Source organism: Arthrobacter sp. NPDC058130, from assembly GCF_042884475.1.
GTDB lineage: Bacteria > Actinomycetota > Actinomycetes > Actinomycetales > Micrococcaceae > Arthrobacter.
Genome location: NZ_JBHVTV010000004.1, coordinates 196,460 through 220,912, shown reverse-complemented (window position 1 = coordinate 220,912; position 24,453 = coordinate 196,460). Strand labels below are relative to the sequence as shown.

Sequence of the window (24,453 nt, the reverse complement as noted above, 5' to 3'; positions counted from 1 at the left end):
CCATGACTTCTGCTGACACCGCAAAAGCAGTCGCAAAAACGGCTGACACTGCACAAATCCTTGACGGCAAGGCTACCGCCGCAACCATCAAGGCCGAACTGACCCAGCGCGTGGCCGCACTCAAGGCCAAGGGCATCACCCCCGGACTCGGCACCATCCTGGTGGGTTCCGATCCCGGCAGCACCTGGTACGTCGGCGGCAAGCACAAGGACTGCGCCGAGGTGGGCATCACGTCCATCCGCCGCGACCTGCCGGAAGAGACCAGCCAGGAGGAACTCCTGGCCGTGGTGCGCGAGCTCAACGCGAACCCGGAGTGCACCGGCTACATCGTCCAGCTGCCGCTGCCCAAGCACATCGACCAGGACGTCGTCCTGGAGGCCATGGATCCCGAGAAGGACGCCGACGGCCTGCACCCGATGAACCTGGGCCGGCTCGTGGCCAACGTCAGCGGGCCCATGAAGTCCCCGCTGCCCTGCACGCCCAAGGGCTGCGTGGAGCTGCTGACCCGGCACGGGATCGACCTGAAGGGCAAGCGCGTCCTCGTCGTCGGCCGCGGCGTCACCATCGGCCGGCCGGTGGGTCTGCTGCTGACCCGCAAGGACGTCAACGCCACAGTGATCCTGGCCCACACCGGAACGGTGGACCTGCCGGCGGAACTGCGGCAGGCCGACGTCGTGATCGCCGCGGCCGGCCAGCCGCACATGATCAAGGCGGCAGACCTGAAGCCGGGCGCCATTGTCCTCGACGTCGGCGTCAGCCGGGTTGACGACGGCAACGGCAAGGCCGTGGTCACAGGAGACGTTGAGCCCGCCGCGGCCGACGTCGCCGCCTGGCTTTCGCCGAACCCCGGGGGAGTGGGCCCCATGACCCGTGCCATGCTGCTGGCCAATGTGGTGGAAACCGCAGAGCGCCACCTGGCGGCGGAAAGCCACTCGGGGATCGCCTAGGATCCCGCCTGATGACAGGGCACCTGCTTCCCGCGGAGCAGGTGCCCCGTGTCGTTAAAGGCATAACGGATCGGATAAGTCCGGGGTTTTTACGAAAAGACTCTTTCATAGTTTGTGGGAATCCACTACCGTGGTGCGGGTGTCCGAACTTGTCTCGAAAGAATCACGCGTGAGCGGCCCCTCAGACGCCCCTCCGCAGTACGTCATCACCGCCGAGAACCTCACCAAACGCTACGGCGATGTCACTGCCGTCGACGGCATCTCCTTCCGCGTTCCTGCCGGGGAAGCCTTCGGCCTCCTGGGGCCCAACGGCGCCGGCAAATCCACCACCATGAAGATGATCGGCGGAGTCTCACAGCGCACCTCCGGCAGCCTGAGCATCATGGGCCTGGATCCCGAACAGCACGGCCCGGAAGTCCGCGCCCACCTGGGCGTAGTGCCGCAGCAGGACAACCTGGACGAGGAACTGAAAGTCCGGGACAACCTGCTGGTCTACGGCCGCTACTTCGGCCTGCCCATGAGCTACCTCAAGCCCAAGGCCGACGAGCTGCTGGAATTCGCCCAGCTGACCGACAAAGCCAAGTCCAAGGTGGACGCCCTGTCCGGCGGCATGAAGCGCCGCCTGACAATCGCCCGCTCGCTCATCAACGAGCCCCGGATCCTGCTGCTGGACGAGCCGACGACGGGCCTGGACCCGCAGGCGCGCCACATCCTCTGGGACCGGCTGTTCCGGCTCAAGGAACAGGGGGTCACCCTGATCCTCACCACGCACTACATGGACGAGGCTGAACAGCTCTGCGACCGCCTGATCGTGGTGGACAAGGGCAAGATCATGGCCGAGGGATCCCCGGCCAGCCTGATCCGCGAATACTCCACCCGGGAGGTCCTTGAACTGCGCTTCGGCTCCGAACGCAACGCCAGCGTGGGCGCGGAGCTCGACGGCATCGGCGAACGCCTGGAGACCCTGCCGGACCGGGTGCTCATCTACGCCCACGACGGCGAGGCCGCCCTGGAGCAGGTCACCGCCCGGGGCCTGCGGCCCGTCACCTCCCTGGTCCGCCGCTCCTCACTCGAGGACGTCTTCCTGCGCCTGACCGGCAGGAGCCTCGTTGACTAACGCAGCTCCTGCACCACAGGCGGCAGGCACGACGACGGCAGCCGCCCTGCGCGCGCACGCGCCGGAAATCTCGGCGGCACGGGCCCGGAAGTGGGGCGCCTTCTACTACGCCGAACAGGTCCTGCGCGTTATGAAGGGCTACGGCTGGACCATCGTGATGTACGGCGTCGGGCAGCCGGTCGCGTACCTGTTCGCAATGGGCGTTGGCCTGGCCACGCTCGTCCAGGCCAACGGCGCCGGCGTGTTTGGCGGGGTCAGCTACCTGACGTTCATCGCGCCGGCCCTGCTGATCTCGGCCGCCGTCATGACGGCAGCCAACGAGTTCACGTTTCCCGTCATGGACGGCTTCAAATGGCGGCGCGTCTACTACGGCCCGCACGCCTCGCCGTTGACGCCGGAACAGATCGCAGGCGGCCAGATCATCGCCGTGACCGTCCGCTTCCTGTTGCAGTCGGCCATCTACTTCGCCGTCGTCGCGCTGTTCGGCGCCTCACCCGGCGCCTGGGGTTGGGTATCGATCCTCGTCGCCACCCTCGCCGGCCTGTCTTTCGGCCTGCCGCTCATGGCCTATGCGGCCACCGTCACGGAGGACAAAGGCCAGTTCGCCATGGTCATGCGGTTCATCGTCATGCCGCTGTTCCTGTTCTCCGGCACGTTCTTCCCGCTGGACACGCTCCCGCTGGGCGTCCGCTGGATCGGCTGGATCTCACCGATCTGGCACGGCACGGAACTTGGCCGCGTGGTCAGCTACGGCTACGAGGAAGAGCCGTGGCTGACCATCGTCCACGTCCTCTTCCTGCTGGGCCTGGCGGCCGTCGGCTGGATCCTGACCAAGCGCCAGTTCGCCAAAAGGATGGCCTCATGAGCGTGCTGACCGGAAGTTTCAACGCGGGCGATCACAGCGTCACCGACGCCGCCCGCCGCCGGCGTTTCGGGCCGATCTACTCCCGCAACGTCCGCGCCGTCGTGGCCCGCGGGCTCATGGCGACCAAGAGCAGCAACTGGATGGTCATGGCCTCCGGGTTCTTCGAGCCCGTGCTGTACCTGATCTCCATGGGCGTGGGCCTGGGCGCAATCGTCGGTTCCGTCCAGGGCCCGGGCGGGCAGGAGATCAGCTACGCCGCGTACATCGCGCCGGCGCTGCTGGCGGTGTCCGCCATGAACGGAGCCGTCTATGACTCCACCTGGAACGTCTTCTTCAAGATGAACTTCGCCAAGTTGTACCAGGGCATGCTCTACACCTCGCTGGGGCCGCTGGATGTCGCCATGGGTGAGATCTTCCTGGCCCTGCTGCGTGGGGCCATGTACGCCACCGGCTTCACGGCCGTCATGGGCGTGATGGGCCTGATCACCACACCGTGGGCCATCCTGATGATCCCGGCCTCGGTACTCATTGCCTTCGGCTTCGCGAGCTTCGGCATGGGGATCACGAGCTTCATGAAGACCTTCCAGCAGATGGACTGGATCAACTTCGTGATGCTGCCGATGTTCCTCTTCAGCGCCACGTTCTACCCGCTCAGCGTCTACCCGCAGTACATCCAGTGGCTCATCCAGGCCATGCCGCTGTGGCACGGCGTGGAACTGCTGCGCCAGATCAGCGTGGGCGTGTTCACCCCGGCCACGGCCGTCCACATCGGCTACTACCTCGTGATGATCGCCCTCGGCGTCCTGCTCACCACCAGCCGCCTGCGCAAACTGTTCCTCAAGTAGGAATCCTTCGACAAGCCATCCTTCGACAAGCCATCCTTCGACATAAGGAGAACCCATGATCGGCAAATGGCAGGCCCTGGTCATCGACTGCGAGGACCCGGACAAGCTCGCCAGCTTCTATCAGGAGCTGCTGGGCATGATTCGGGTCCAGGAGAATGACGAATTCATTTCCATCGGCGACGCCGCCGACCGTCCCGCCGTCGCGCTGCAGCGCGTCGAACGGCTGGTCCGCCCGCAGTGGCCCGACGCCGAGCACCCTCAGCAGATGCACATGGACGTGCTCGTCGAGGACCTCGACGCCGCCGAAACCGAGGTGCTCCGGCTCGGGGCGACAAGCCTGAACGCCGGCTCGAAGACCTTCCGGGTCTACACGGACCCCAGCGGCCACCCGTTCTGCCTGGTTCTGACCTGAGGGGCCCGCTCTGGGCGCGCCGTTCGCCCGGGGTGGAAGCGCAGCCGTGGCCCCGCCCCGTTTGCGATAATGGGCTCATGCAATCTCTGGGTAGCTCCGCGTCCACGTCCAACGACACCACGGCCAGGGGCCGGTTCTCCATGTTCCGCATCAGCGGGCCTGGGTTGCTGGTCTTCATCATCGCGTTCGTGGTGGCCGTCATCTTCGCGGCCAACCAGAACGACGTCGTGGGCTGGATCGTGGCGATCATCGCCGGCTTCTGGCTGGCGCTGGCCTCCTTCGTCGTGTTCAGCATCCAGAAGGCCGCCAAGAAGGCCGGAGCCAGGCTCACCGAGGCCCAGAACGCCTTCAACGCCGCGGCCGGGCGGCCGCCGGCGGCCGGCAGCGCGGACCACGGCGGCACCCGCGTGGTCAGCGAACGCAGTGAATCTGACGGCGTCCGGGACATGAAGCTGGACCACTCCTTCAAAATCGTCCAGGTCCAGGTCCGCGTCGTGGAGCAGGAGCGCGCGAAGGGCGAGGCAGCGGACCCCGACACGATCGGCCGTGCCCTGGAAACCATTGAGATCACCGCCACCAACGCGCGGGACATGATCAAATCCTCGGGCGGCGACGACGCACCCGTTAGCGGAACCATCATCGACTAGAGTGGATCGGGTGAGCTCGGCATTGAAGAAGGACCACCTTCGCATCGCGTCAGTCAACGTCAACGGCCTGCGTGCCGCCTACAAGAAGGGCATGGCGGAGTGGCTTGAGCCCCGCGAGGTGGACATCCTGTGCCTCCAGGAAGTGCGCGCGCCCGACGCAATCGTCGAGGAACTGCTCGGCGAGGGCTGGTACATCCTGCACGCCGAGGCCGAAGCCAAGGGCCGGGCCGGCGTCGCCATCGCCTCGCGCGAAGAGCCCCTTGCCACCCGGGTGGGGATCGGCGATGACTTCTTCGCCACCGCCGGGCGCTGGGTCGAGGCGGACTACACCGTCCGGGATGCGGCCGGGCAGGCCTCGCGGCTGACCGTCGCGAGCGCCTACGTGCACTCGGGCGAGGCCGGCACCCCCAAGCAGGACGACAAGTTCCGTTTCCTGGACGTCATGAGCACGCGGCTGCCCGAACTCGCCAAACACAGTGACCACGCCCTGGTGGTGGGCGACCTCAACGTCGGCCACACGGAGCTGGACATCAAGAACTGGAAGGGCAACGTCAAGCGTGCCGGCTTCCTGCCGGAGGAGAGGGCCTATTTCGACCGCTTCTTCGGCGAGGAAATCGGCTGGAAGGATGTTCACAGGGGCCTGGCGGGTAACGTCGACGGCCCCTACACTTGGTGGTCGCAACGGGGCCAGGCCTTCGACAACGACACCGGCTGGCGCATCGATTACCACATGGCCACGCCCGCTCTCGCTGCAGCCGCAGTGTCAGCCGTTGTTGACCGGGCAGCGTCCTGGGACACACGCTTCTCCGACCACGCACCGCTGGTAGTGGACTACCGGCTCTAGTTTTAAGGCTTCCACGAATGACCTCTCCTTCCACTGCGACCACAGGCACGGCCGCCGACGCCGGAACCGTTCCGGACGCCGTCCTGGCGTCCGCTCCCACGGCCGGCACGGCCACTGCCGCCCGGCACCGCATCCTCTCCGGCATGCAGCCCTCGGCCGACTCCCTGCACCTGGGCAACTACCTCGGCGCGCTCGTGAACTGGGTCCGAATGCAGGACGAGTACGACGCCGTCTTCTTCATCCCGGACCTGCACGCGATCACCGTTCCGCAGGATCCCGCCGAGCTGGCCCACCGCACCCGGGTCACGGCCGCGCAGTACATTGCCGGCGGCGTGGACGTCGACAAGTGCACGCTGTTCGTCCAGTCCCAGGTGCCCGAGCACGCCCAGCTGGCCTGGGTGCTGAACTGCATCACCGGATTCGGCGAGGCGTCGCGGATGACCCAGTTCAAGGACAAGGCCCACAAACAGGGCTCAGACCACGCCAGCGTCGGACTGTTCACCTACCCCATCCTGCAGGCCGCGGACATCCTCTTGTACCAGCCGCACGGCGTCCCCGTGGGCGAGGACCAGCGCCAGCACGTGGAACTCAGCCGTGACCTGGCCCAGCGGTTCAACACCCGCTTCGGCCACACTTTCACGGTCCCGCAGCCCTTCATCCAGAAGGAATCCGCGAAGATCTACGATCTGCAGCATCCCACCGCCAAGATGTCCAAGTCCGCGGAGTCCCCGGCCGGCCTGATCAACCTGCTGGACGATCCCAAGGTCACCGCCAAGCGGATCAAGTCGGCCGTCACGGATGCGGAGACGGAAATCCGGTTCGACCGTGAGGCCAAGCCGGGCGTGTCCAACCTGCTGACCATCTACTCGGCCATCACCGGTCAAAGCGTTGACGCCCTGGTCACCGCGTATGAGGGCAAGATGTACGGCCACCTCAAGGTGGACCTCGCCGAGGTGGTCACCGAACACCTGACTCCGATCCGGACCCGCGCCAACGAGCTGCTGGACGACCCCGCGGAGCTGGACCGGCTGCTGGCCCTGGGCGCGGACAAGGCCCGGGAGATTGCCTCGCTGACTCTGCGCGACGTCTACGCCAAGGTGGGTTTCCTGCCGTACGCCGGCGCCCAGGGAGCCCGCTAGGTCAATGTCCTCCGTCAGCAAAGTCACCGCCAAAGTCGCCACGTCGAACGGGCAGGCACGCAGCGAAGGCATCAGCATCGGTGTGATCCTGAGCTTCCCGGCGGACATCGCTGAGGAGCTCCAGCGCTGGCGGGCATCCTTCGGTGACCCCATGGCCGCCGTCGTCCCGGCCCACATCACCCTGGTCACCACCACCATGACGCAGGACTGGGACGCGACCCAGCGCCACGTCAGGGAAGTGGCGCGCCGGCAGGAGCCGTTCACGGTGACCATCGCGGGGACCGGATCTTTCCGGCCGGTGTCCCCGGTGGTCTTCCTGAATGTCGAGGACGGCTTCGGTCATTGCGTGAACCTGCACCGCCAGCTCCAAACCGGTCCGCTGGAGCGGGAGCTGCCATTCGGCTATCACCCGCACGTGACCGTCGCCCACGATGTCGCCCCGGAAAGCCTCGACGAGGCCGAAACGGTCCTCAAGGATTACAGGGCCACGTTCCCTGTGGCTAGCATGGGACTTTACGAGCACGACGACAACGGCATCTGGCAGCTACGGGAAGAGCTTGATTTTGGGACCAAACCTGACCACGACGGAGGCCCGGACGGCACCGCCGACGCCCGCTGAGCCGCCGCTCCCCACTGATCTGGCCGGGCTGAAACTGGAAGTTATCCGCAAGAGGGTCGAATGGGGCAGGGTTCGGCGCTCCGGCGGCGGGACGGTCGCGTCGCTGATGGCCATGGTGGCGTGGCTGCTGGCCAAGGTCAACGCGCTGCTGCCCATGCGGGCGTACACGCACTACCTGCGCCAACGCGGGCCGCTGTTGAGTGCCGGCATCGGGTTCAGGATGTTCTTCTCCGTCACGGGTCTCTTGGCCACCGGATTCTCCATTGCCGGCCTCGTCCTCAGCGGACATCCGGCCCTGCTGGACACGATTATCAAGAGCGTGGACGCCGCCGCGCCTGGGCTGTTGCAGGTCGATGGCAGCGAGGGACTGGTTGATCCCTACCAGCTGCTGAACCCCGCCAGCCTCGGCTGGGCTGCCGGGATTGCCGCCATAGTCACGGTATTCACCTCCCTTGGCTGGATCAGCGGCATCCGCGACGGTGTGCGGGGCATGATGCGGCTCGGCCCGCTGGTGATGAATCCGATCCTGCAGATATTTAAAGACATCGGCACGCTGATCCTGATGGGAGTGGCCCTGGTGGTTAGCTCTGCAGCCTCACTGATATTCGGCACGGCCGCGGGGTGGGTGGCCCAGCAGCTGGGCCTCGACCCGGTGGTGGCCGGGCCCTTGACGACGTCCATTACGATCCTCGTGCCGCTGCTGCTCGGCTGGGGGACTGCACTGATCATGTACCGGGTGGCGGCAGGGCTGAAGCCGGCCCGCCGCTCACTGCTGGAAGGGACCACCCTCGCCGCAGTAGGCGCCACCGTGCTGCAGATCTTCAGTACCCAGTTACTGGCCAGCGCGGGCAAGAACCCGATCCTGGCGCCCTTCGCGATCATCATCGGCCTGCTGATCTGGTTCAACCTGGTCAGCCAGGTTTATGTCATCTGCGCGGCGTGGGTGGCGATCCGGGAAGAGGACCTCAAGACCGAACCCGCCACCGCGACTACCGGCTGGGGTGCACGGCGCGTCCAGCCGGGGAAAACACCGGCAGAGCCCCGGGTCCGCCGGCGGCCGTTATCCGCGGCGTTCAGGCGTCGAGGTACTGGTCGGCCCACGCCGAAATAATCTTCGCGGCACGGGCGGCCTGGCCCTTGCCGGTCAGGAGATGGTCGCTGCCCTCCAGCGAGACGAAGCTGCGCGGGTGGCGTGCAGTCTGGAAGATGGTGCTGGCATTTTCGATCCCCACCGTGTTGTCGGTGGGGGAGTGCAGCACCATAAGCGGCTTGTGCAGCCGACGGATGCAGTCCGTCAGGTCTGCGTTTTCGAGGTCCTCGACAAAGTGCCGCCGGATCTCCACCCGTTTGCCGCCCAGGTCCACCTCGGCGCTTCCCTCGCTGAGGATCCGGTCCAGCGCCGCGTCAAAGACGTGGGCGACGTGCTTGGGCGAGAAGGGGGCCCCGACCGTGGCCACGGCCTTGAGCTCGGGGATCTGCCGCGCCGCGGACAGGACGGCCGCGCCGCCGAACGAGTGGCCCACGAGCAGGGACACCCGCCGCTCCGAATCCCGCATGAACTCGGCGGCCTTGACGGTGTCTGCCACCTTGTGGCTGAAGGACCCCTCAGACCACAGCCCCGCTGACTCGCCGAGCCCCAGGTTGTCGAAGCGGAGCATGCCCACACCGTTGTCCGCCAGGGCTTTGCACATCCGCGACGCCGAGGGGCTGTCCTTGCCCAGGGTGAAGCCGTGCGAGAACACGCCCCAGCCCTTCACGGGGCCTTCCGGCACGTCCACGATGCCGGAGAGGAGTTCGCCGGTGGAACCCTGGAAATTCACTTTTTCTGAGCGGGACACGGTGTCCCCTTTCGTGTTGAGCGGGAAGACGACGACGGCGCCCCCACCCGTGAGGTGAGAGGCGCCGTCGTCGTCTATCTCTTGATACTGGTTCGCCAGGTTGTACTGGCGAGCCAGTTGCTAGATCTTGCGGGAGAGGATGGCCTGCTTGACCTCGGCGATTGCCTGCGTGACCTGGATGCCGCGCGGGCATGCTTCGGAGCAGTTGAAGGTGGTGCGGCAGCGCCACACGCCTTCCTTGTCGTTGAGGATCTCCAGGCGCATGTCGCCGGCATCATCACGGGAATCGAAGATGAAGCGGTGCGCGTTGACGATCGCGGCCGGGCCGAAGTACTGCCCGTCGGTCCAGAACACCGGGCAGGACGAGGTGCACGCGGCGCACAGGATGCACTTGGTGGTGTCGTCGAAGCGTTCGCGGTCCTCGGCGGACTGCAGGCGTTCCTTGGTGGGCTCGTGCCCGCGGTTGATCAGGAAGGGCATGACTTCGCGGAAGGACTGGAAGAACGGCTCCATGTCCACGATCAGGTCCTTCTCCACCGGCAGGCCCTTGATCGGCTCGACCGTGATGGGCTTGGACGTGTCCAGGTCCTTCAGCAGGGTCTTGCAGGCAAGGCGGTTGCGGCCGTTGATGCGCATGGCATCGGAACCGCAGACGCCGTGGGCGCAGGAGCGGCGGAAGGAGACGCTGCCGTCCATCTCCCACTTGATCTTGTGCAGGGCGTCCAGGACACGGTCGGTGCCGTACATGGTGACCTTGAAGTCATCCCACGTGGCGTCCTCGGAGACCTCGGGATTGTAGCGGCGCACGCGCAGCGTGACGTCGAAGGACGGGATTTCCCCGCCCCCGCCGACGCCGGCAGGCAGCTCGATCTTGGATGCTGGCTCAGCGAGTTCAGCGCTCATCTTAGTACTTCCTCACCATCGGCTCGTAGCGTGTAAAGACCACCGGTTTGGTGGCAAGCCGGATGCCCGCAATGGCCTCCGCAGACCCGTCCGCCGGGGCATGCTCGTCCTTGTACGCCATGGAGTGCTTCATGAATTTTTCGTCGTCGCGCTCGGGGAAGTCCTCGCGGAAGTGGCCGCCGCGGGATTCCTCGCGGTGCAGGGCCGCCACGGTCATGACCTTGGCCAGCTCCAGCAGGAAGCCCAGCTCCACGGCCTCGAGGAGGTCCAGGTTGAAGCGCTTGCCCTTGTCCTGGACGCTGATGCGCTGGTATCGCTCCTCGAAGGACGCGATGTCCTTCAGGACCTGGTTCAGCGTTTCGGCGGTGCGGAACACCTGCATGTTGGCGTCCATGGTGTCCTGCAGTTCCTTGCGGATCGCAGCGACCTTCTCGGTGCCGTCGGAAGTGCGGACGTGGTCCAGCAGGTTCAGCGTGTACGCCTCCGGATCGGCCGGGAGCTCCACGAAGTCCGCGGTCTTGGCGTATTCGGCGGCCGCGACGCCGGCGCGCTTGCCGAACACGTTGATGTCCAGCAGCGAGTTGGTGCCCAGACGGTTGGAACCATGGACGGAAACGCAGGCAACCTCGCCGGCGGCGTACAGGCCCGGGATGACAGTGTCGTTGTCCTGGAGGACCTCGGCGCTGATGTTCGTGGGGATGCCGCCCATGGCGTAGTGCGCCGTGGGGAACACCGGAACCGGCTCCGTGTACGGCTCCACACCCAGGTACGTGCGGGCGAACTCGGTGATGTCCGGCAGCTTCGCGTCGATATGCGCGGGCTCAAGGTGCGTCAGGTCCAGGAGGACGTAGTCCTTGTTCGGGCCGCAGCCGCGGCCCTCACGGACTTCGTTGGCCATGGAGCGGGCCACGATGTCGCGCGGGGCGAGGTCCTTGATGGTGGGGGCGTAGCGCTCCATGAAGCGTTCACCCTCGGAGTTGCGCAGGATGGCGCCTTCGCCGCGGGCGGCCTCGGAGAGCAGGATGCCCAGGCCGGCCAGACCTGTCGGGTGGAACTGGAAGAACTCCATGTCCTCCAGCGGGATGCCGCGGCGGAACGCGATGCCCATGCCGTCACCGGTCAGGGTGTGGGCGTTGGACGTGGTCTTGAAGACCTTGCCGGCGCCGCCGGAGGCGAACACCACGGACTTGGCCTGGAAGACGTGCAGCTCACCGGAGGCGAGGTCGTAGGACACGACGCCGGCAACACGCTTCTGCTTGTACGGCGTGCCGTCCTCGCGGACGGCGTCTTCCTCGACGGTCAGCAGGTCCAGGACGTAGTACTCGTTGTAGAACTCGACGTTGTGCTTGACGCAGTTTTGGTACAGGGTCTGCAGGATCATGTGGCCGGTGCGGTCAGCGGCGTAGCAGGCGCGGCGGACCGGTGCCTTGCCGTGGTCGCGGGTGTGGCCACCGAACCGGCGCTGGTCAATGCGGCCCTCGGGCGTGCGGTTGAACGGCAGGCCCATCTTTTCCAGGTCCAGGACGGCGTCGATCGCTTCCTTCGCCATGACCTCGGCGGCGTCCTGGTCAACCAGGTAGTCGCCGCCCTTGATGGTGTCGAAGGTGTGCCACTCCCAGTTGTCTTCCTCGACGTTGGCCAGGGCCGCACACATGCCGCCCTGCGCCGCGCCGGTGTGGGACCGGGTGGGGTAGAGCTTGGTCAATACTGCTGTTCGGGCGCGCTGACCTGATTCGATCGCCGCGCGCATCCCGGCGCCACCGGCACCGACGATCACGACGTCGTACTTATGGACCTGCATACCAGATGCTCTTTCTCTCAAAATTCGCTGTAACCCACCGGCAGGCGTGCCTGCCCGGTGAAGTTTCGTGCAATCTGCGCCTGCGCTCGGCAGGCAAGATCTGTTGCCGCCCGGACCGCCATTACCTGCCCGAAGGGGCGGCAGTCCGCGGCGGCTCAGCCGTTACGGCTGCGCCGTTAAGGCGCCGGGCAGAAGCCGCCGGGAAGCTGGACGCCGTTGACCACGGGGCACGGATTGAACGTGAAGATGACCAGGGTGCCCAGGACGATGATGACCGTGGTGGCCGCGTAGAGCACGATCTTCAGCCACAGGCGCGTGGCGTCCTTCTCGGCGTAGTCGTTGATGATGGTCCGGACACCGTTGGTGCCGTGCAGCATGGCGAGCCAGAGCATGGCCAGGTCCCAGACCTGCCAGAACGGGTCGGCCCATTTGCCGGCCACGAATCCGAAGTCGATTGCGTGGATGCCCTCGCCGACCAGCAGGTTGACGGTCAGGTGGCCGAAGATCAGCACCACCAGCACAACGCCGGAGAGCCGCATGAAAAGCCAGGCGAGCATCTCGAAGTTGCCCTTCGAGGAACCGCTGCGGCGGTACTTCGGCTGGATCTTCCCGCTACTGGGTTTTCCGCTACTGAGGTTTCCACTACGTGGGGGCTGAATAGTTGCAGTCATGGCTTAGTGACCTCCAAGCGCGAGGGACAGGTGGCGGATCGAGAAACCGACCATGACGACAACCCAGAGACCCAGGACCGTCCAGAGCATCTGACGCTGGTACTTGGCACCCTTCTTCCAGAAGTCGACGGCGATGATCCGCAGGCCGTTGAAGGCGTGGAACACGATCGCTGCGACAAGGCCCGTTTCACCCAGGGCCATAAGGGGGTTCTTGTAGGCACCGATCACGGTGGTGTAAGCCTCCGGGGACACACGCACCAATGAGGTGTCCAACACATGGACCAACAAGAAGAAGAAAATCACTACACCTGTAATGCGGTGTCCAACCCAGGACCACATGCCTTCACGGCCGCGGTACAAGGTGCCAGCTGGTTTTGTCGGCACTGAATAAACCTCCCTGCAACACAGCGGCGCTGGCATGGGATCCACGCGGGGGGAACGCCTGCTGCGAGAGCACTCGTAAGCTCAAGCCTAAATCTAGGCTTCGCTTACAGCTTATTCAATTTAGGAACCCCTTGTTGACAGGCCCCCGCGCGGATTTGCGTCCGTTTTGAGACGAACGCCACATTCGGCCGTCCCCGAGGGGGCCCGGAGGGCGTGCTCCCGGCGAAGTCCGGGGTGATTCGGCCGCCGTCGGCTAAAGTAGCGGTGATGACTACAGACAAAGTGACAAGCCAGGATTCACCGCTGGACCGTTTTATGGCGGTCATTCCGGCGGGCGGCGTGGGGACCCGTCTTTGGCCCCTGTCGCGGGCAGCAGCCCCGAAATTCCTGCACGACCTCACGGGTTCGGGCAGCACGCTGCTGCGCGCGACCTATGACCGCCTCCAGCCAGTCGCGGGAACGCACGTGCTGGTGGTGACCGGCGCCGCCCACCGGGATGCCGTCTGCCGCCAGCTGCCTGAGGTCCTGGAATCGGACCTCGTCCTGGAAAGTGAGCCCAAGGACTCCGGCGCCGCTATCGGCCTCGCCGCGGCCATCCTCCACGAGCGGGACCCGGACACCATCATGGGCTCGTTCGCCGCGGACCAGGTCATCAGCCCGGACGAGCTCTTTCAGGACGCCGTCCGGGAGGCCGTCTACACCGCGGCCGCCGGGAAGATCGTCACCATCGGCATCAAGCCCACCCACCCCTCCACCGGATTCGGCTACATCCGCTCCGGCGCGAACCTGAACATCCCCGACGCTCCCAGCGCGCAGTCCGTGGTGGAGTTCGTGGAAAAGCCCAGCGAGGAAGTGGCCCAGCAGTACATCGACAGCGGCGACTACGTCTGGAACGCGGGCATGTTCGTGGCCCCGGTCTCGCTGATGCTCAAGCACCTCGAAGCCAACCAGCCCGAACTCTTTGCCGGGCTCCAGGAAATCGCCAAGGCCTGGGACACCCCGGAGCGCGACGCCGTCACGGCCCGGGTGTGGCCCACGCTGCCCAAGATCGCCATTGACTATGCCGTGGCCGAACCCGCCGCTGCCGCCGGCGATGTCGCCGTCGTGCCCGGCACCTTCCGCTGGGACGACGTCGGGGACTTCGCCTCCGTGGGCCGGCTCAACAGCGCAAAGGAAGTCGACGAGGTCACCGTCCTGGGCGAAGGCGCACGCGTTTTCACCGAGAACGCCAGCGGCGTGGTGGTCTCCGATACCAAGCGGGTGATCGCCCTGATCGGCATTAAGGACGTCGTGATCGTTGACACCCCGGATGCCCTGCTGGTCACCACGAAGGAACATTCGCAGCGGGTCAAGCAGGCCGTGGACGCCATCAAGGCCAAGGGCGACACGGACGTTCTGTAAGGAATGGGGCGGATCAGGGCTTGTGAAATGTTCAGCAATCCGTAACGCGCCGTACCCGATGCCGCTATTCTTTGTCCGCTAGATAGAGTGATTCTGTGCGCAACTACTCGACTGAAGCTGAGCCCACCACTCTCGTGGGGCCGTGGCTGGAGCCCCTCCTGCCTGAGCTGATCGCGTTCCGCCGCGACCTCCATGCGCATCCGGAACTCTCGTTCAAGGAGTACCGCACCACCGACAAGCTGGCGAAGCGGCTCGAGGAAGCCGGGCTCAAGCCCCGCCGCCTGGAGGGAACCGGCCTGACGGTCGACGTCGGACAGGGCCCCATCGCCACCGCACTGCGGGGGGACATCGACGCCCTGCCGATCATCGAGGAAACCGGCCTCGAGTTCGCCTCGAAGAACCATGGCGTGACCCACGCCTGCGGCCACGACGTCCACACCACCACCATGCTCGGCATCGCCCTGGTCCTGCAGCGCATGAACGAGCAGTCCCCGCTGCGGGGGGCGGTCCGGATCATCTTCCAGCCGGCCGAGGAAACCATGCCCGGCGGCGCCACCTCGTGCATCGAGCAGGGCGTCCTGGAAGGCGTGCCGCGCATCCTGGCATTGCATTGCGACCCCCGGATCGAGGTCGGCAAGATCGGCACCCGGATCGGGGCCATCACCTCCGCCTCGGACACCATCAAGATTGAGCTCTCCGGCCGCGGCGGCCACACTTCGCGCCCCCACCTGACCGAGGATCTGGTCTTCGCCCTGGCGCAGATCGCAGTCAATGTTCCCGCCGTGCTCTCGCGCCGCGTCGATGTCCGCAGCGGCGTGTCCGTGGTCTGGGGCCAGATCTCCGCGGGCTCGGCCCCGAACGCCATCCCCGGCAGCGGCTACATGGCCGGCACCATGCGCTGCCTGGACCGCGAGGCCTGGCACGACGCCGGCGAGCTGCTCGACGACATCATCCGGCAGATCGCCGAGCCCTACGGCGTCGACGTCCACCTGGAACACACCCGTGGCGTGCCGCCGGTGGTCAACTCCGAGCACGAGACCGCGCTGATCGAGGCCGCGGCCCGCGCCGAAATTGGCGAGGGCGCCGTAGTCCTGACCCCGCAGTCCATGGGCGGGGAAGACTTCGCCTGGTTCCTGGCCGACACCCCTGGCGCCATGATGCGCCTCGGCACCAAGACTCCCGGCGGTGAAGAGTACGACCTCCACCGCGGCGACTACATCGTTGACGAGCGGGCCCTGGGCCTCGGCATCCAGGTCCTCACGGCGGCGGCCCTGCGCACCATCCGCGACCTCTAGGCGCCGCAGACACCCGCGGTTCTGGTCGCCTGGACCGCCGCAGGCGCCCCGCGCTTGCCCGTCGTCGGCGCCCCTCCGCCTGCTCCCACTTCGGCGCCCTCAATCTGTTCCGAGGAGGGCCTTGTGCGGAGTTTCCCCACCTTTGCCGGTACGACGCCGGGATGCGCCGGCGGTGCGGGCCGACACGCCGTCGGCACCCGGCGAAGATGGGGAAATCCGGTGGGTTCGACGCGTGGGTCACCGTGCAGATCAGAGGATGACTTCAATATAGACGAGTAAGTTGTGCACAATTGAGTTGTGCACAATGTGATTGCGCGCTATTGTTAATGCATGACCACGCCAGAAGCGGCCCCCTTGACCGGCCCGGAAGCGCTCCGCCTGAACCGCCAGGTGTGCTTTGCGATGTACTCGGCTTCGCGCGCCGCCACGGCCGCCTACCGGCCCATGCTGGAGGAGCTCGGCCTGACCTACCCGCAGTACCTCGCCATGCTGGTGTTGTGGGAAGCGGAGCCCCGCAGCGTCCGTGAACTGGGGGAGGAGCTCGGACTCGACTCCGGCACGCTCTCGCCTTTGCTCAAGCGGCTCGAAGCCCTGGGTCTCGTCCAGCGCCGCCGGTCCGCCGAGGACGAGCGCCGCGTGGAGATCTTTCTGACCGACGCCGGCGCCGCCCTGAGCGCCAAGGCCAGCGGCATCCCGCAGCGCCTGGCGGACGCCGCCGGCCTCAGGCCCGCGGAACTGGACCAGCTCCGCGAAACCCTGGGACGGCTGGCGAACGCGCTGAACGCGTCCCACTAGGCCCGTTCCTCCGGGCCCTTCCCCCCGAATCTTTCCACCCAAGACTTCCCTTATAACTTCCCGCCGACAGAACGGAAACCCATGAAGACCCTTTACACAGCCGAAGCCCTGGCCTCCGGCGAAGGCCGCGACGGCACCGCCGTCAGCAAGGACGGCAAGCTCAGTGTCACCCTCGCCAGCCCTGTGGAACTTGGCGGCGACGGCGCGGGAACCAATCCCGAGCAGCTCTTTGCCGCCGGCTATGCCGCGTGCTTCCACTCCGCGCTGCGCCTCGTCGGGCGCAAGGAGCGCGCCGACCTGACGGATTCGGCGGTGGCCGCGAAGATCCACTTCGGCGCCCTCGAGGACGGTGCCGGATACGGCCTGGCCGCAGAGCTGGAGATCGCACTGCCTGCCGTGGACCGGGAAACCGCCGAGGCCCTCGTGGCCAAAGCCCATCAGGTCTGCCCGTACTCCAACGCCACCCGGGGCAACATCGCCGTCGACATCACCATCCTGGAGGTAGCCGCATGAGCGCCAACACCGAAACCCTCACCCTTCCTGCCACCACCCGCGAGATCCAGCTGGCGTCCCGCCCGCACGGACGCCCGGTTCCGGAAAACTTCCGCCTCGCCGAGTCGCCGCTGCCCGAGCTGCAGGATGGCCAGGTCCTGGTCCGCAACCTCTTCATCTCGGTAGACCCGTACATGCGCGGGCGTATGAATGACGTCAAGTCCTACTCCGCGCCGTTTGCGCTGGATGCCGCGATGGAGGGCGGCGCCGTCGGCGAAGTCATCGCGTCCCGGGCCGAAGGGCGCGCTGTCGGCGATACTGTCGTGCACAGCCTCGGCTGGCGCGAATACGCCGTCGTCGATGCCGCGGCTACCGCCCCGGCGCGCACCGATCTGGCCCCCGCCTCGGCATTCCTCGGCGCATTGGGCATGACCGGCCTCACGGCCTACGCGGGACTGCTGAAGGTCGCAGAATTCAAGCCCGGCGACGCCGTGTTTGTCTCGGGCGCCGCCGGTGCGGTCGGCTCACTCGTGGGGCAGATCGCCAAGGCCATGGGCGCGTCCCGGGTCATCGGCAGCGCTGGCTCGCCGGAAAAGGTGGCACGGCTGCTCGAACTCGGCTTCGACGCCGCCTTCAACTATCACGACGGGCCCGTGGCGGAACAGCTCGCCGCGGCCGCCGGTGAGCGGGGGATCGATGTCTACTTCGACAACGTCGGCGGCGAGCACCTGGAAGCGGCGCTGTCCACACTCACCGTCGGCGGCCGCGTGGCCATGTGCGGGGCCATCGCCCAGTACAACTCGACCGAGCCCACCCCGGCGCCGCGGAACCTGATGCTGGCGATCGGCAAACAGCTGACGCTCAAGGGCTTCCTGGTCGGCAGCTACTGGCAGCACATGGCCGAGTTCGTCGAGACCATGTCCGCCTGGCTGGCCGACGGAACCGTGCGCTACGACGAGACCGTGGTGGACGGCCTGGAGAACGCCCCGCAGGCCTTCATGGACCTGCTCGACGGCGCCAACACCGGCAAGATGCTCGTCCGGCTGTAGCCGGAGCGGCTCACCACCATACACTCAGACGCCTCCGGCGCCGGTCCCCGCGGGGACCGGCGCCGGAGGCGTTGTACGCCTTTCCCGGCAGGAGGGCGCCGCTACCACTAGGTAACAAGTTCTCAACGATCTGGGAAATTGCTGGAAAGTCCGCTATGTGGACGTGTCGCAGGACACTAAAGTAACTTCCATCAGTGCGCCTTGGCGCAGTGCTGCGAATCCATCAGTGAAAACAGAATTCAGCGGAATACCGCGGACAGACACTCATTGAGCTCCCGTCGTAGCGCCTACTCTTTCTTCCTGGAGGAAAATTGAAGAACTCTCTGCGTGCCACCTTCAAGCGCGGATCAATGGCCGGGGTCGCCACCGCGGGCGCGGCTGCACTCCTGCTGACCGGCTGTGGCGCTGCCCCGGAGGCCAGCACCGCCACCCAGACCGCCAGTAACTACACGGGCTGCATCGTGTCCGACTCGGGTGGGTTCGATGACCAGTCGTTCAACCAGTCTTCCTACGAGGGCCTGAAGAAGGCTGAGAAGGATCTCGGCATCAAGACAAACCAGGCCGAGTCCAAGACCAACAACGACTTCGAGCCGAACCTGCGCGCCATGGTCTCCGCCGGCTGCAACCTGACCATCACGGTCGGCTTCCTGCTTGGCGACGCCACGAAGTCCCAGGCCACCGCGAACCCGGACAAGCACTTCGCCATCATCGACTTCGGCTACGACACCCCGGTTGCCAACGTCAAGCCGATCATCTACGACACGGCCCAGGCCGCGTTCCTGGCCGGCTACCTCGCAGCGGGCACCACCAAGACCGGAACAGTCGCCACCTTCGGCGGCATCAAGATCCCCACGGTCACCATCTTCATGGACGGCTTCGCCGACGGCGTGAAGTACTACAACGAGAAGAAGGGCAAGGACGTCAAGCTCCTCGGCTGGGACAAGGCCAAGCAGGACGGCTCCTTCACCGGCGACTTCGAAAAGCAGGACAAGGGCAAGCAGTTCACCCAGAACTTCCTGGACCAAGGCGCGGACATCGTCATGCCCGTGGCCGGTCCGGTCGGCAAGGGTGCGGGCGCGGCCCTGCAGGAAGCCAAGGCAGCAGGCAAGGACGTCAAGCTCATCTGGGTTGACTCCGACGGTTACCTGACGGCACCGGATTACAAGGACATCATGCTCTCCTCCGTCATGAAGCAGATGGGCGAGGCCGTGGAGACGGTGGTCAAGCAGGACAAGGACGGCCAGTTCACCAACGCGCCATATATCGGCACCCTCGCGAACGACGGCGTCCAGCTGGCTCCGTTCCACGACATGGATGCCCAGGTTCCGGCCGAACTGAAGTCCGAGCTGGACCAGATCAAGAAGGACATTGCCGACGGCAAGCTGAAGGTTGAATCCGCAGCCAGCCCGAAGGCCTAACTTCCTCCGCTAAGCGCCACGGCCCGTCCGGTCACCACCGCACGGGCTGTGGCGCTTTTCGTTGCGGCCCGGTTCGCCTCACACCACAGGCACTATGCTGGTGCTGCGGCCCCCACTACGCGTCCGGATCAACCCTTCCGGACATCTCGAGATTGGTCAGAGTTTTGAAACTTGAACTCAAGGGCATTACAAAACGCTTCGGCTCCCTGGTAGCCAACGATCACATCGATGTGGTTGTTGAACCCGGGCAGATCCACTGTCTGCTCGGCGAGAACGGCGCTGGCAAGTCCACGCTGATGAACGTCCTCTACGGACTGTACGAGCCCACAGAGGGCGAAATCCTGATCGACGACAAACCTGTCACCTTCCGCGGCCCCGGCGACGCGATGGCGGCCGGCATTGGCATGGTGCACCAACACTTCATGCTGGTCCCGGTCTTTACTGTCGCGGAGAATGTCGCACTGGGAGCGGAGACCACCAAAACCGGCGGATTCCTGGACCTGGATGTCACCCGTCGGAAGATCCGGGAGATCTCCGACCGGTACGGGTTCGACGTCGACCCCGACGCACTGATCGAAGACCTCCCCGTGGGCGTGCAGCAGCGCGTCGAAATCATCAAGGCACTCGTCCGCGACGCCAAGGTGCTCATCCTCGATGAACCCACGGCCGTCCTGACGCCGCAGGACACCGATGAGCTGCTGGACATCATGCGCCAGCTCAAGAGCCACGGAACCTCCATCGTCTTCATTTCCCACAAGCTCCGTGAGGTGAAGGCCGTTTCGGACACCATCACCGTGATCCGGCGCGGCAAGGTGGTGGGCTCGGCCGATCCCGGCGCCTCCACCACCGAACTGGCGTCCATGATGGTGGGCCGCGCCGTGAGCCTGACCCTGGACAAGGCCCCCGCCCAGCCCCAGGAGACCACGTTCGAGGTCAAGGACCTCACCGTGATCGCGCCCAGCGGCCAGCACGTCGTGGATGGCATCAGCTTCGGGATCGCCCGCGGCGAGATCCTCGCCGTCGCGGGCGTCCAGGGCAACGGCCAGACCGAACTGACCGAGGCCATCCTCGGCCTGCACGAGAGGGTCCACGGCTCGATCACCCTCGACGGCGAGGAACTCCTGGGCCGCAGCGTCAAGGACGTCCTTAATTCCGGCGTCGGATTCGTGCCGGAAGACCGCTCGCTCGACGGGCTGATCGGCACGTTCTCCATCGCCGAGAACCTGATCCTGGACCGCTACGACCGGGCGCCGTTCGCCAAGGGCATCAGCATGAGCCCGGCAAAGGTCCTGGAGAATGCCAAGACCCGGATTGAAGAATTCGACGTCCGCACCCCGTCCGGCATGCTCGCCGCGGGCACCCTGTCCGGCGGCAACCAGCAGAAAGTGGTCATGGCGCGGGAGCTCTCCCGGCCGCTGCGGCTGTTTATTGCCTCCCAGCCCACGCGCGGCGTGGACGTCGGCTCCATCGAGTTCCTGCACAAGCGCATCGTCGCGGAGCGGGACCAAGGCACGCCAGTGATGATCGTCTCCACAGAACTGGACGAAGTCATTGAACTCGCCGACCGGATCGCCGTGCTCTACAAGGGCCGGCTTGTCGGGATCGTCCCGTCAGGCACCGGCCGCGATGTCCTCGGCCTGATGATGGCCGGCGTTTCCCCGGAGGAAGCCCAGGCCGAAGCCGCGGATAAACAACCGGCGCAGCCCAGCTCGGAAAACACAGCAGAAAATGCCGCTGGGAACACAGAGGCGAACACCGCCGAGAACACAGCTGACACCCCAGCAACGAACCCGGCGACCGCCGCCCCGTCCGTGCAGGAGCCCCGCTCCGGCGCCGTAGGAGACCAGCATGAGTGAGAACACCGAGCCGCGGACCGCCGCCGCACCGGACCCGGGCCATATTCCGGCAGCCCAAACCACCGACGGGGAACCTGAGCCGCTCGAGGACGATGCGGAATTCGTCACCTCGCTGGATACCGCGGGCGGGGCCCACCAGCCATCGGCCGTTCCGGTCTCGGCCCAGAGCGGAACCCTCCCCGGCGCCCCGCAGGACGAGTCGCTGCTGCGCAAGATCTTCACCGGCAATGGAATTGTGACCATCCTGGCGGTGCTGCTGGCACTGATCCTGGGCGGCCTGCTGATCGCCATGACGGACAAGGTGGTTGGCACCACGGCGGGCTATTTCTTTGCCCGGCCCAGCGACTTCCTCGTCGCCGTCTGGTCCGCCGCCACCGATTCCTACGTCGCCCTCTTCCAGGGCGCAGTCTTCAACCCCCGCGGGACCGGGGTGGCCGGACAGTTCGCGCCCCTCATGGAGACGCTGACCATCGCCACCCCGCTGATCACAGCGGGCCTCGGCGTTGCTCTGGCGTTCCGCGCGGGCCTGTTTAACATCGGTGCGCAGGGCCAGATCATCATGGCCGGCATCCTCGCCTCGTGGGTCGGCTTCGCGCTGCACCTGCCGATGGGGCTCCACCTGCTGCTGGTCCTCGTGGCCGGCGTCATCGGCGGCGCAGTCTGGGGCGGCATCGTCGGTGTGCTCAAAGCCAGGACGGGTGCCCACGAGGTCATTGTGACCATCATGTTCAACTACATTGCCCTCTATTTCCTGCGCTACCTGCTCGACACTGACTTGTTCCAGCGCCCGGGGGCGGACACACCGATATCGCCGATCCTGGACCCCAGCGCCGCGTATCCGCTGATCTTCGGCAGCCAGTACCGGCTGCACCTGGGATTCCTGCTGGCCATTGCGGCCACCGTGTTTGTTTCGTGGCTGCTGAACCGCTCCACGCTCGGTTTCGAATTCCGTGCAGTCGGGGCCAACCCCAAGGCAGCCCTGACTGCCGGCATCAATGTCTCCCGGGCCACGATCCTGGTAATGACCATTGCCGGTGGCCTGGCCGGCATGGCCGGCGTGGCGCAAGTGGCAGGCACCGAAAAGGTGCTGACTGATGGTGTCGCGGCAACCTACGGCTTTGACGCAATCACCGTGGCGCTGCTGGGACGGTCATCGCCGTGGGGCACCTTTGCCGCCGGCCTGCTGTTTGGAGCCTTCCGCGCGGGCGCCGTCCAAATGCAAATCCAGACCGGAACTCCGATCGACATCGTCCTCGTGGTCCAGTCGCTCATTGTGCTGTTCATCGCGGCGCCGCCCCTGGTCCGGGCGATCTTCGGACTCAACCCGCGCAAGAAGAAGGCCGCGACCGCCGGCAAAACCCAGCAGGCCGCAACCACCGGAGGTGCCGCATGAGCACAACAGCAACCTCACCCGTCCAGGGAAAGCCTCAGCCGGAGAAGAACGGCAGGCAGGCGGTGTCCGGCAAGCCCGTGACGTGGAAGGTGCCGGTGACGCTGTCGGTGCTGGCCACCGTCGCCTTCATCTTCTTCGGACTGCTGGGTCCGCAGGTGAACGCCAAGTTCGGCGTTTCCTCCGGCGGAGACTTCTTCCAGCTCCCCGCGATCGAAGTACCCGCGTTCCTGTCCGGGATTGTGCTCTCCTTGATCCTGCTGGGCCTCGCGGGTTACGCCTTGGTCCTGAAGGCAAGAAAGAACCAGCGGCCCCCGCGCTGGCTGCCGGCCGTGTTCACCGTCGTGTTCGTCGTCGCCTTCCTGATCTGGGTGGTGGGCGGGGCCCGGACCCCCAGCATTTCGCTCGCCGGCCTCATCGCCGGTTCGGTGACGCTCGCCGTGCCGATCGTCTTCGGCTCCCTCTCAGGTGTGCTGTGCGAACGGGCCGGCGTGGTTAACATCGCCATCGAAGGCCAGCTCCTGGGCGGTGCCTTCACGGCCGCGCTCGTGGCCAGCCTGACGCACAACCCCTATCTGGGCCTGCTTGCGGCGGCCGTGGCTGGCGCCCTGGTCTCCATGGTGCTGGCAGTGTTCAGCATCAAGTACGTGGTCAACCAGATCATCGTCGGCGTGGTGCTCAACGTCCTGGTCTCCGGGCTCACCGGCTTCCTGTTCACCACAGTGATGCAGTCTGACCCGGAGAAATACAACTCGCCCGCCGAGCTGCCCATCATCGATATCCCGGTCTTGTCCAGCATCCCGGTGATCGGACCCATCCTGTTCAAACAGTCAGTGGTGGGCTACCTGATGTATGTGGCCGTGATCGTGATCTGGATCGGGCTGTTCAAGACCAAGTGGGGCCTGCGCGTCCGGGCCGTGGGCGAGCACCCGCAGGCCGCCGACACCCTGGGCATCAAAGTCAACGCGACCCGTTTCTGGAACGTCACGATCGGCGGCGCCGTCGCCGGGATCGGCGGATCGTTCTTCACCCTGGTGGCGATCGACAGCTTCACCAAGGAAATCTCAGGCGGCCGCGGCTTCATTGCCCTCGCCGCCATGATCCTGGGCCGCTGGAATCCGATCGGGGCGTTCTTTGCCGCGCTATTGTTCGGCTTCGCGGACAACCTGCAGAGCATCGTGACGATCATCGGCACCCCGGTGCCGAGCCAGTTCATGGCCATGCTGCCCTATATCGTGACCGTCTTTGCCGTGGCCGGACTGGTGGGCCGCTCCCGGCCCCCGGCGGCCGACGGCATACCGTACGTCAAGGGCTGACCGTGGTGGACATCGCGGTGGACTGGGCCGCGCTCGAAGCCGCGGCAGTGTCCGCCATGAAGAACGCCTACGCGCCGTATTCGAAGTTTCCGGTGGGGGCAGCTGCCCTCACCGGGGACGGGCGGATCGTCAGCGGCTGCAATGTGGAGAACGCCAGCTACGGGCTGACCCTGTGCGCCGAGTGTGCCCTGGTGGGCAACCTGCAGATGACCGGCGGGGGACTGCTCCGCGCCTTCTACTGCGTCGACGCCGGCGGCAACGTCCTGATGCCGTGCGGGCGCTGCCGCCAGCTGCTCTATGAATTCCGGGCTCCCGACATGGAGCTCATGACCACGCAGGGAATCAAGACCATGGACCAGGTCCTTCCCGACGCCTTTGGCCCCCAACACCTGGAGGAACCCCGGTGACA

At 66.0% G+C, this 24,453-nt stretch carries 25 protein-coding genes; 20 read left to right on the top strand and 5 right to left on the bottom strand.

Going from position 1 to position 24,453, the window contains the following annotated elements:
- Positions 1 to 2 precede the first annotated feature (2 nt).
- From ACFVTM_RS10580 to ACFVTM_RS10535, 10 genes are all read left to right on the top strand, one after another.
- A complete protein-coding gene (locus ACFVTM_RS10580) occupies positions 3 to 947 on the top strand; it encodes a bifunctional methylenetetrahydrofolate dehydrogenase/methenyltetrahydrofolate cyclohydrolase (RefSeq protein WP_390203403.1) in 945 nt (314 codons plus the stop codon).
- Positions 948 to 1,116: 169 nt separating this feature from the next.
- Positions 1,117 to 2,064: an ABC transporter ATP-binding protein gene (locus ACFVTM_RS10575; protein WP_390203402.1), complete on the top strand. Its 948-nt coding sequence runs from the start codon at positions 1,117 to 1,119 to the stop codon at positions 2,062 to 2,064.
- Positions 2,057 to 2,929, top strand: coding sequence for an ABC transporter permease (locus ACFVTM_RS10570; protein ID WP_390203401.1), 873 nt, complete (start codon positions 2,057 to 2,059; stop codon positions 2,927 to 2,929). The genes ACFVTM_RS10575 and ACFVTM_RS10570 overlap by 8 nt, the downstream gene beginning before the upstream one ends.
- Positions 2,926 to 3,774 (top strand): ABC transporter permease, encoded by an 849-nt coding sequence (locus ACFVTM_RS10565; protein ID WP_390203400.1) that lies wholly within the window; start codon positions 2,926 to 2,928, stop codon positions 3,772 to 3,774. Before ACFVTM_RS10570 ends, ACFVTM_RS10565 begins: the two co-directional genes overlap by 4 nt.
- A 55-nt stretch (positions 3,775 to 3,829) precedes the next feature.
- Positions 3,830 to 4,186: a VOC family protein gene (locus ACFVTM_RS10560; protein ID WP_390203399.1), complete on the top strand. Its 357-nt coding sequence runs from the start codon at positions 3,830 to 3,832 to the stop codon at positions 4,184 to 4,186.
- Between the two features lie 77 nt (positions 4,187 to 4,263).
- Complete coding sequence (locus ACFVTM_RS10555) at positions 4,264 to 4,833, top strand: hypothetical protein (RefSeq protein WP_390203398.1); 570 nt, start codon at positions 4,264 to 4,266, stop codon at positions 4,831 to 4,833.
- A 10-nt stretch (positions 4,834 to 4,843) separates the two neighbouring features.
- Positions 4,844 to 5,677: an exodeoxyribonuclease III gene (locus tag ACFVTM_RS10550; RefSeq protein ID WP_390203397.1), complete on the top strand. Its 834-nt coding sequence runs from the start codon at positions 4,844 to 4,846 to the stop codon at positions 5,675 to 5,677.
- 17 nt (positions 5,678 to 5,694) lie between these two features.
- Complete coding sequence (trpS, locus tag ACFVTM_RS10545) at positions 5,695 to 6,816, top strand: tryptophan--tRNA ligase (RefSeq protein ID WP_390203396.1); 1,122 nt, start codon at positions 5,695 to 5,697, stop codon at positions 6,814 to 6,816.
- Between the two features lie 4 nt (positions 6,817 to 6,820).
- Positions 6,821 to 7,435, top strand: coding sequence for a 2'-5' RNA ligase family protein (locus ACFVTM_RS10540; RefSeq protein WP_390203395.1), 615 nt, complete (start codon positions 6,821 to 6,823; stop codon positions 7,433 to 7,435).
- Positions 7,380 to 8,546, top strand: a complete 1,167-nt coding sequence (locus tag ACFVTM_RS10535; RefSeq protein WP_390203394.1) for a YihY/virulence factor BrkB family protein — start codon at positions 7,380 to 7,382, stop codon at positions 8,544 to 8,546. Before ACFVTM_RS10540 ends, ACFVTM_RS10535 begins: the two co-directional genes overlap by 56 nt.
- Here the strand turns inward: ACFVTM_RS10535 and ACFVTM_RS10530 are convergent.
- The 5 genes from ACFVTM_RS10530 to sdhC all read right to left on the bottom strand — a co-directional run bounded on the left by ACFVTM_RS10530 (position 8,509) and on the right by sdhC (position 13,032).
- Complete coding sequence (locus ACFVTM_RS10530) at positions 8,509 to 9,273, bottom strand: alpha/beta hydrolase family protein (RefSeq protein WP_390203393.1); 765 nt, start codon at positions 9,271 to 9,273, stop codon at positions 8,509 to 8,511. The genes ACFVTM_RS10535 and ACFVTM_RS10530 overlap by 38 nt on opposite strands.
- A gap of 120 nt (positions 9,274 to 9,393) precedes the next feature.
- Entirely contained in the window at positions 9,394 to 10,176 is a 783-nt protein-coding gene (locus tag ACFVTM_RS10525; protein WP_390203392.1) for a succinate dehydrogenase iron-sulfur subunit, read from the bottom strand.
- Between the two features lies 1 nt (position 10,177).
- A complete protein-coding gene (gene sdhA, locus ACFVTM_RS10520; protein ID WP_390203391.1) occupies positions 10,178 to 11,977 on the bottom strand; it encodes a succinate dehydrogenase flavoprotein subunit in 1,800 nt (599 codons plus the stop codon).
- Between the two features lie 176 nt (positions 11,978 to 12,153).
- Positions 12,154 to 12,648 (bottom strand): succinate dehydrogenase hydrophobic membrane anchor subunit, encoded by a 495-nt coding sequence (locus tag ACFVTM_RS10515; RefSeq protein ID WP_390203390.1) that lies wholly within the window; start codon positions 12,646 to 12,648, stop codon positions 12,154 to 12,156.
- Between the two features lie 3 nt (positions 12,649 to 12,651).
- Positions 12,652 to 13,032: a succinate dehydrogenase, cytochrome b556 subunit gene (gene sdhC, locus ACFVTM_RS10510; protein ID WP_390203389.1), complete on the bottom strand. Its 381-nt coding sequence runs from the start codon at positions 13,030 to 13,032 to the stop codon at positions 12,652 to 12,654.
- Positions 13,033 to 13,299: 267 nt separating this feature from the next.
- On the opposite strand from sdhC, the gene ACFVTM_RS10505 reads away from it, so the two are divergent.
- The 10 genes from ACFVTM_RS10505 to ACFVTM_RS10460 all read left to right on the top strand — a co-directional run bounded on the left by ACFVTM_RS10505 (position 13,300) and on the right by ACFVTM_RS10460 (position 24,451).
- Positions 13,300 to 14,433 (top strand): mannose-1-phosphate guanylyltransferase, encoded by a 1,134-nt coding sequence (locus tag ACFVTM_RS10505; protein WP_390203388.1) that lies wholly within the window; start codon positions 13,300 to 13,302, stop codon positions 14,431 to 14,433.
- Between the two features lie 95 nt (positions 14,434 to 14,528).
- Positions 14,529 to 15,728: an amidohydrolase gene (locus ACFVTM_RS10500; protein WP_390203387.1), complete on the top strand. Its 1,200-nt coding sequence runs from the start codon at positions 14,529 to 14,531 to the stop codon at positions 15,726 to 15,728.
- A 330-nt stretch (positions 15,729 to 16,058) separates the two neighbouring features.
- Positions 16,059 to 16,523 (top strand): MarR family winged helix-turn-helix transcriptional regulator, encoded by a 465-nt coding sequence (locus ACFVTM_RS10495; protein WP_390203386.1) that lies wholly within the window; start codon positions 16,059 to 16,061, stop codon positions 16,521 to 16,523.
- 81 nt (positions 16,524 to 16,604) lie between these two features.
- Positions 16,605 to 17,036: an organic hydroperoxide resistance protein gene (locus ACFVTM_RS10490; protein WP_390203385.1), complete on the top strand. Its 432-nt coding sequence runs from the start codon at positions 16,605 to 16,607 to the stop codon at positions 17,034 to 17,036.
- Positions 17,033 to 18,064, top strand: coding sequence for an NADP-dependent oxidoreductase (locus tag ACFVTM_RS10485; protein ID WP_390203384.1), 1,032 nt, complete (start codon positions 17,033 to 17,035; stop codon positions 18,062 to 18,064). Before ACFVTM_RS10490 ends, ACFVTM_RS10485 begins: the two co-directional genes overlap by 4 nt.
- 350 nt (positions 18,065 to 18,414) lie before the next feature.
- Entirely contained in the window at positions 18,415 to 19,482 is a 1,068-nt protein-coding gene (locus ACFVTM_RS10480; RefSeq protein WP_390203470.1) for a BMP family protein, read from the top strand.
- A gap of 164 nt (positions 19,483 to 19,646) precedes the next feature.
- Positions 19,647 to 21,338, top strand: a complete 1,692-nt coding sequence (locus ACFVTM_RS10475) for an ABC transporter ATP-binding protein (protein WP_390203383.1) — start codon at positions 19,647 to 19,649, stop codon at positions 21,336 to 21,338.
- Positions 21,331 to 22,731 carry an ABC transporter permease gene (locus ACFVTM_RS10470; protein ID WP_390203382.1) on the top strand — a complete coding sequence of 467 codons (1,401 nt, stop codon included), beginning with the start codon at positions 21,331 to 21,333 and terminating at the stop codon, positions 22,729 to 22,731. The genes ACFVTM_RS10475 and ACFVTM_RS10470 overlap by 8 nt, the downstream gene beginning before the upstream one ends.
- Complete coding sequence (locus tag ACFVTM_RS10465; RefSeq protein ID WP_390203381.1) at positions 22,728 to 24,044, top strand: ABC transporter permease; 1,317 nt, start codon at positions 22,728 to 22,730, stop codon at positions 24,042 to 24,044. Before ACFVTM_RS10470 ends, ACFVTM_RS10465 begins: the two co-directional genes overlap by 4 nt.
- Before the next feature lie 2 nt (positions 24,045 to 24,046).
- Positions 24,047 to 24,451 carry a cytidine deaminase gene (locus ACFVTM_RS10460; RefSeq protein WP_390203379.1) on the top strand — a complete coding sequence of 135 codons (405 nt, stop codon included), beginning with the start codon at positions 24,047 to 24,049 and terminating at the stop codon, positions 24,449 to 24,451.
- The last annotated feature ends 2 nt before the right edge of the window (positions 24,452 to 24,453 follow it).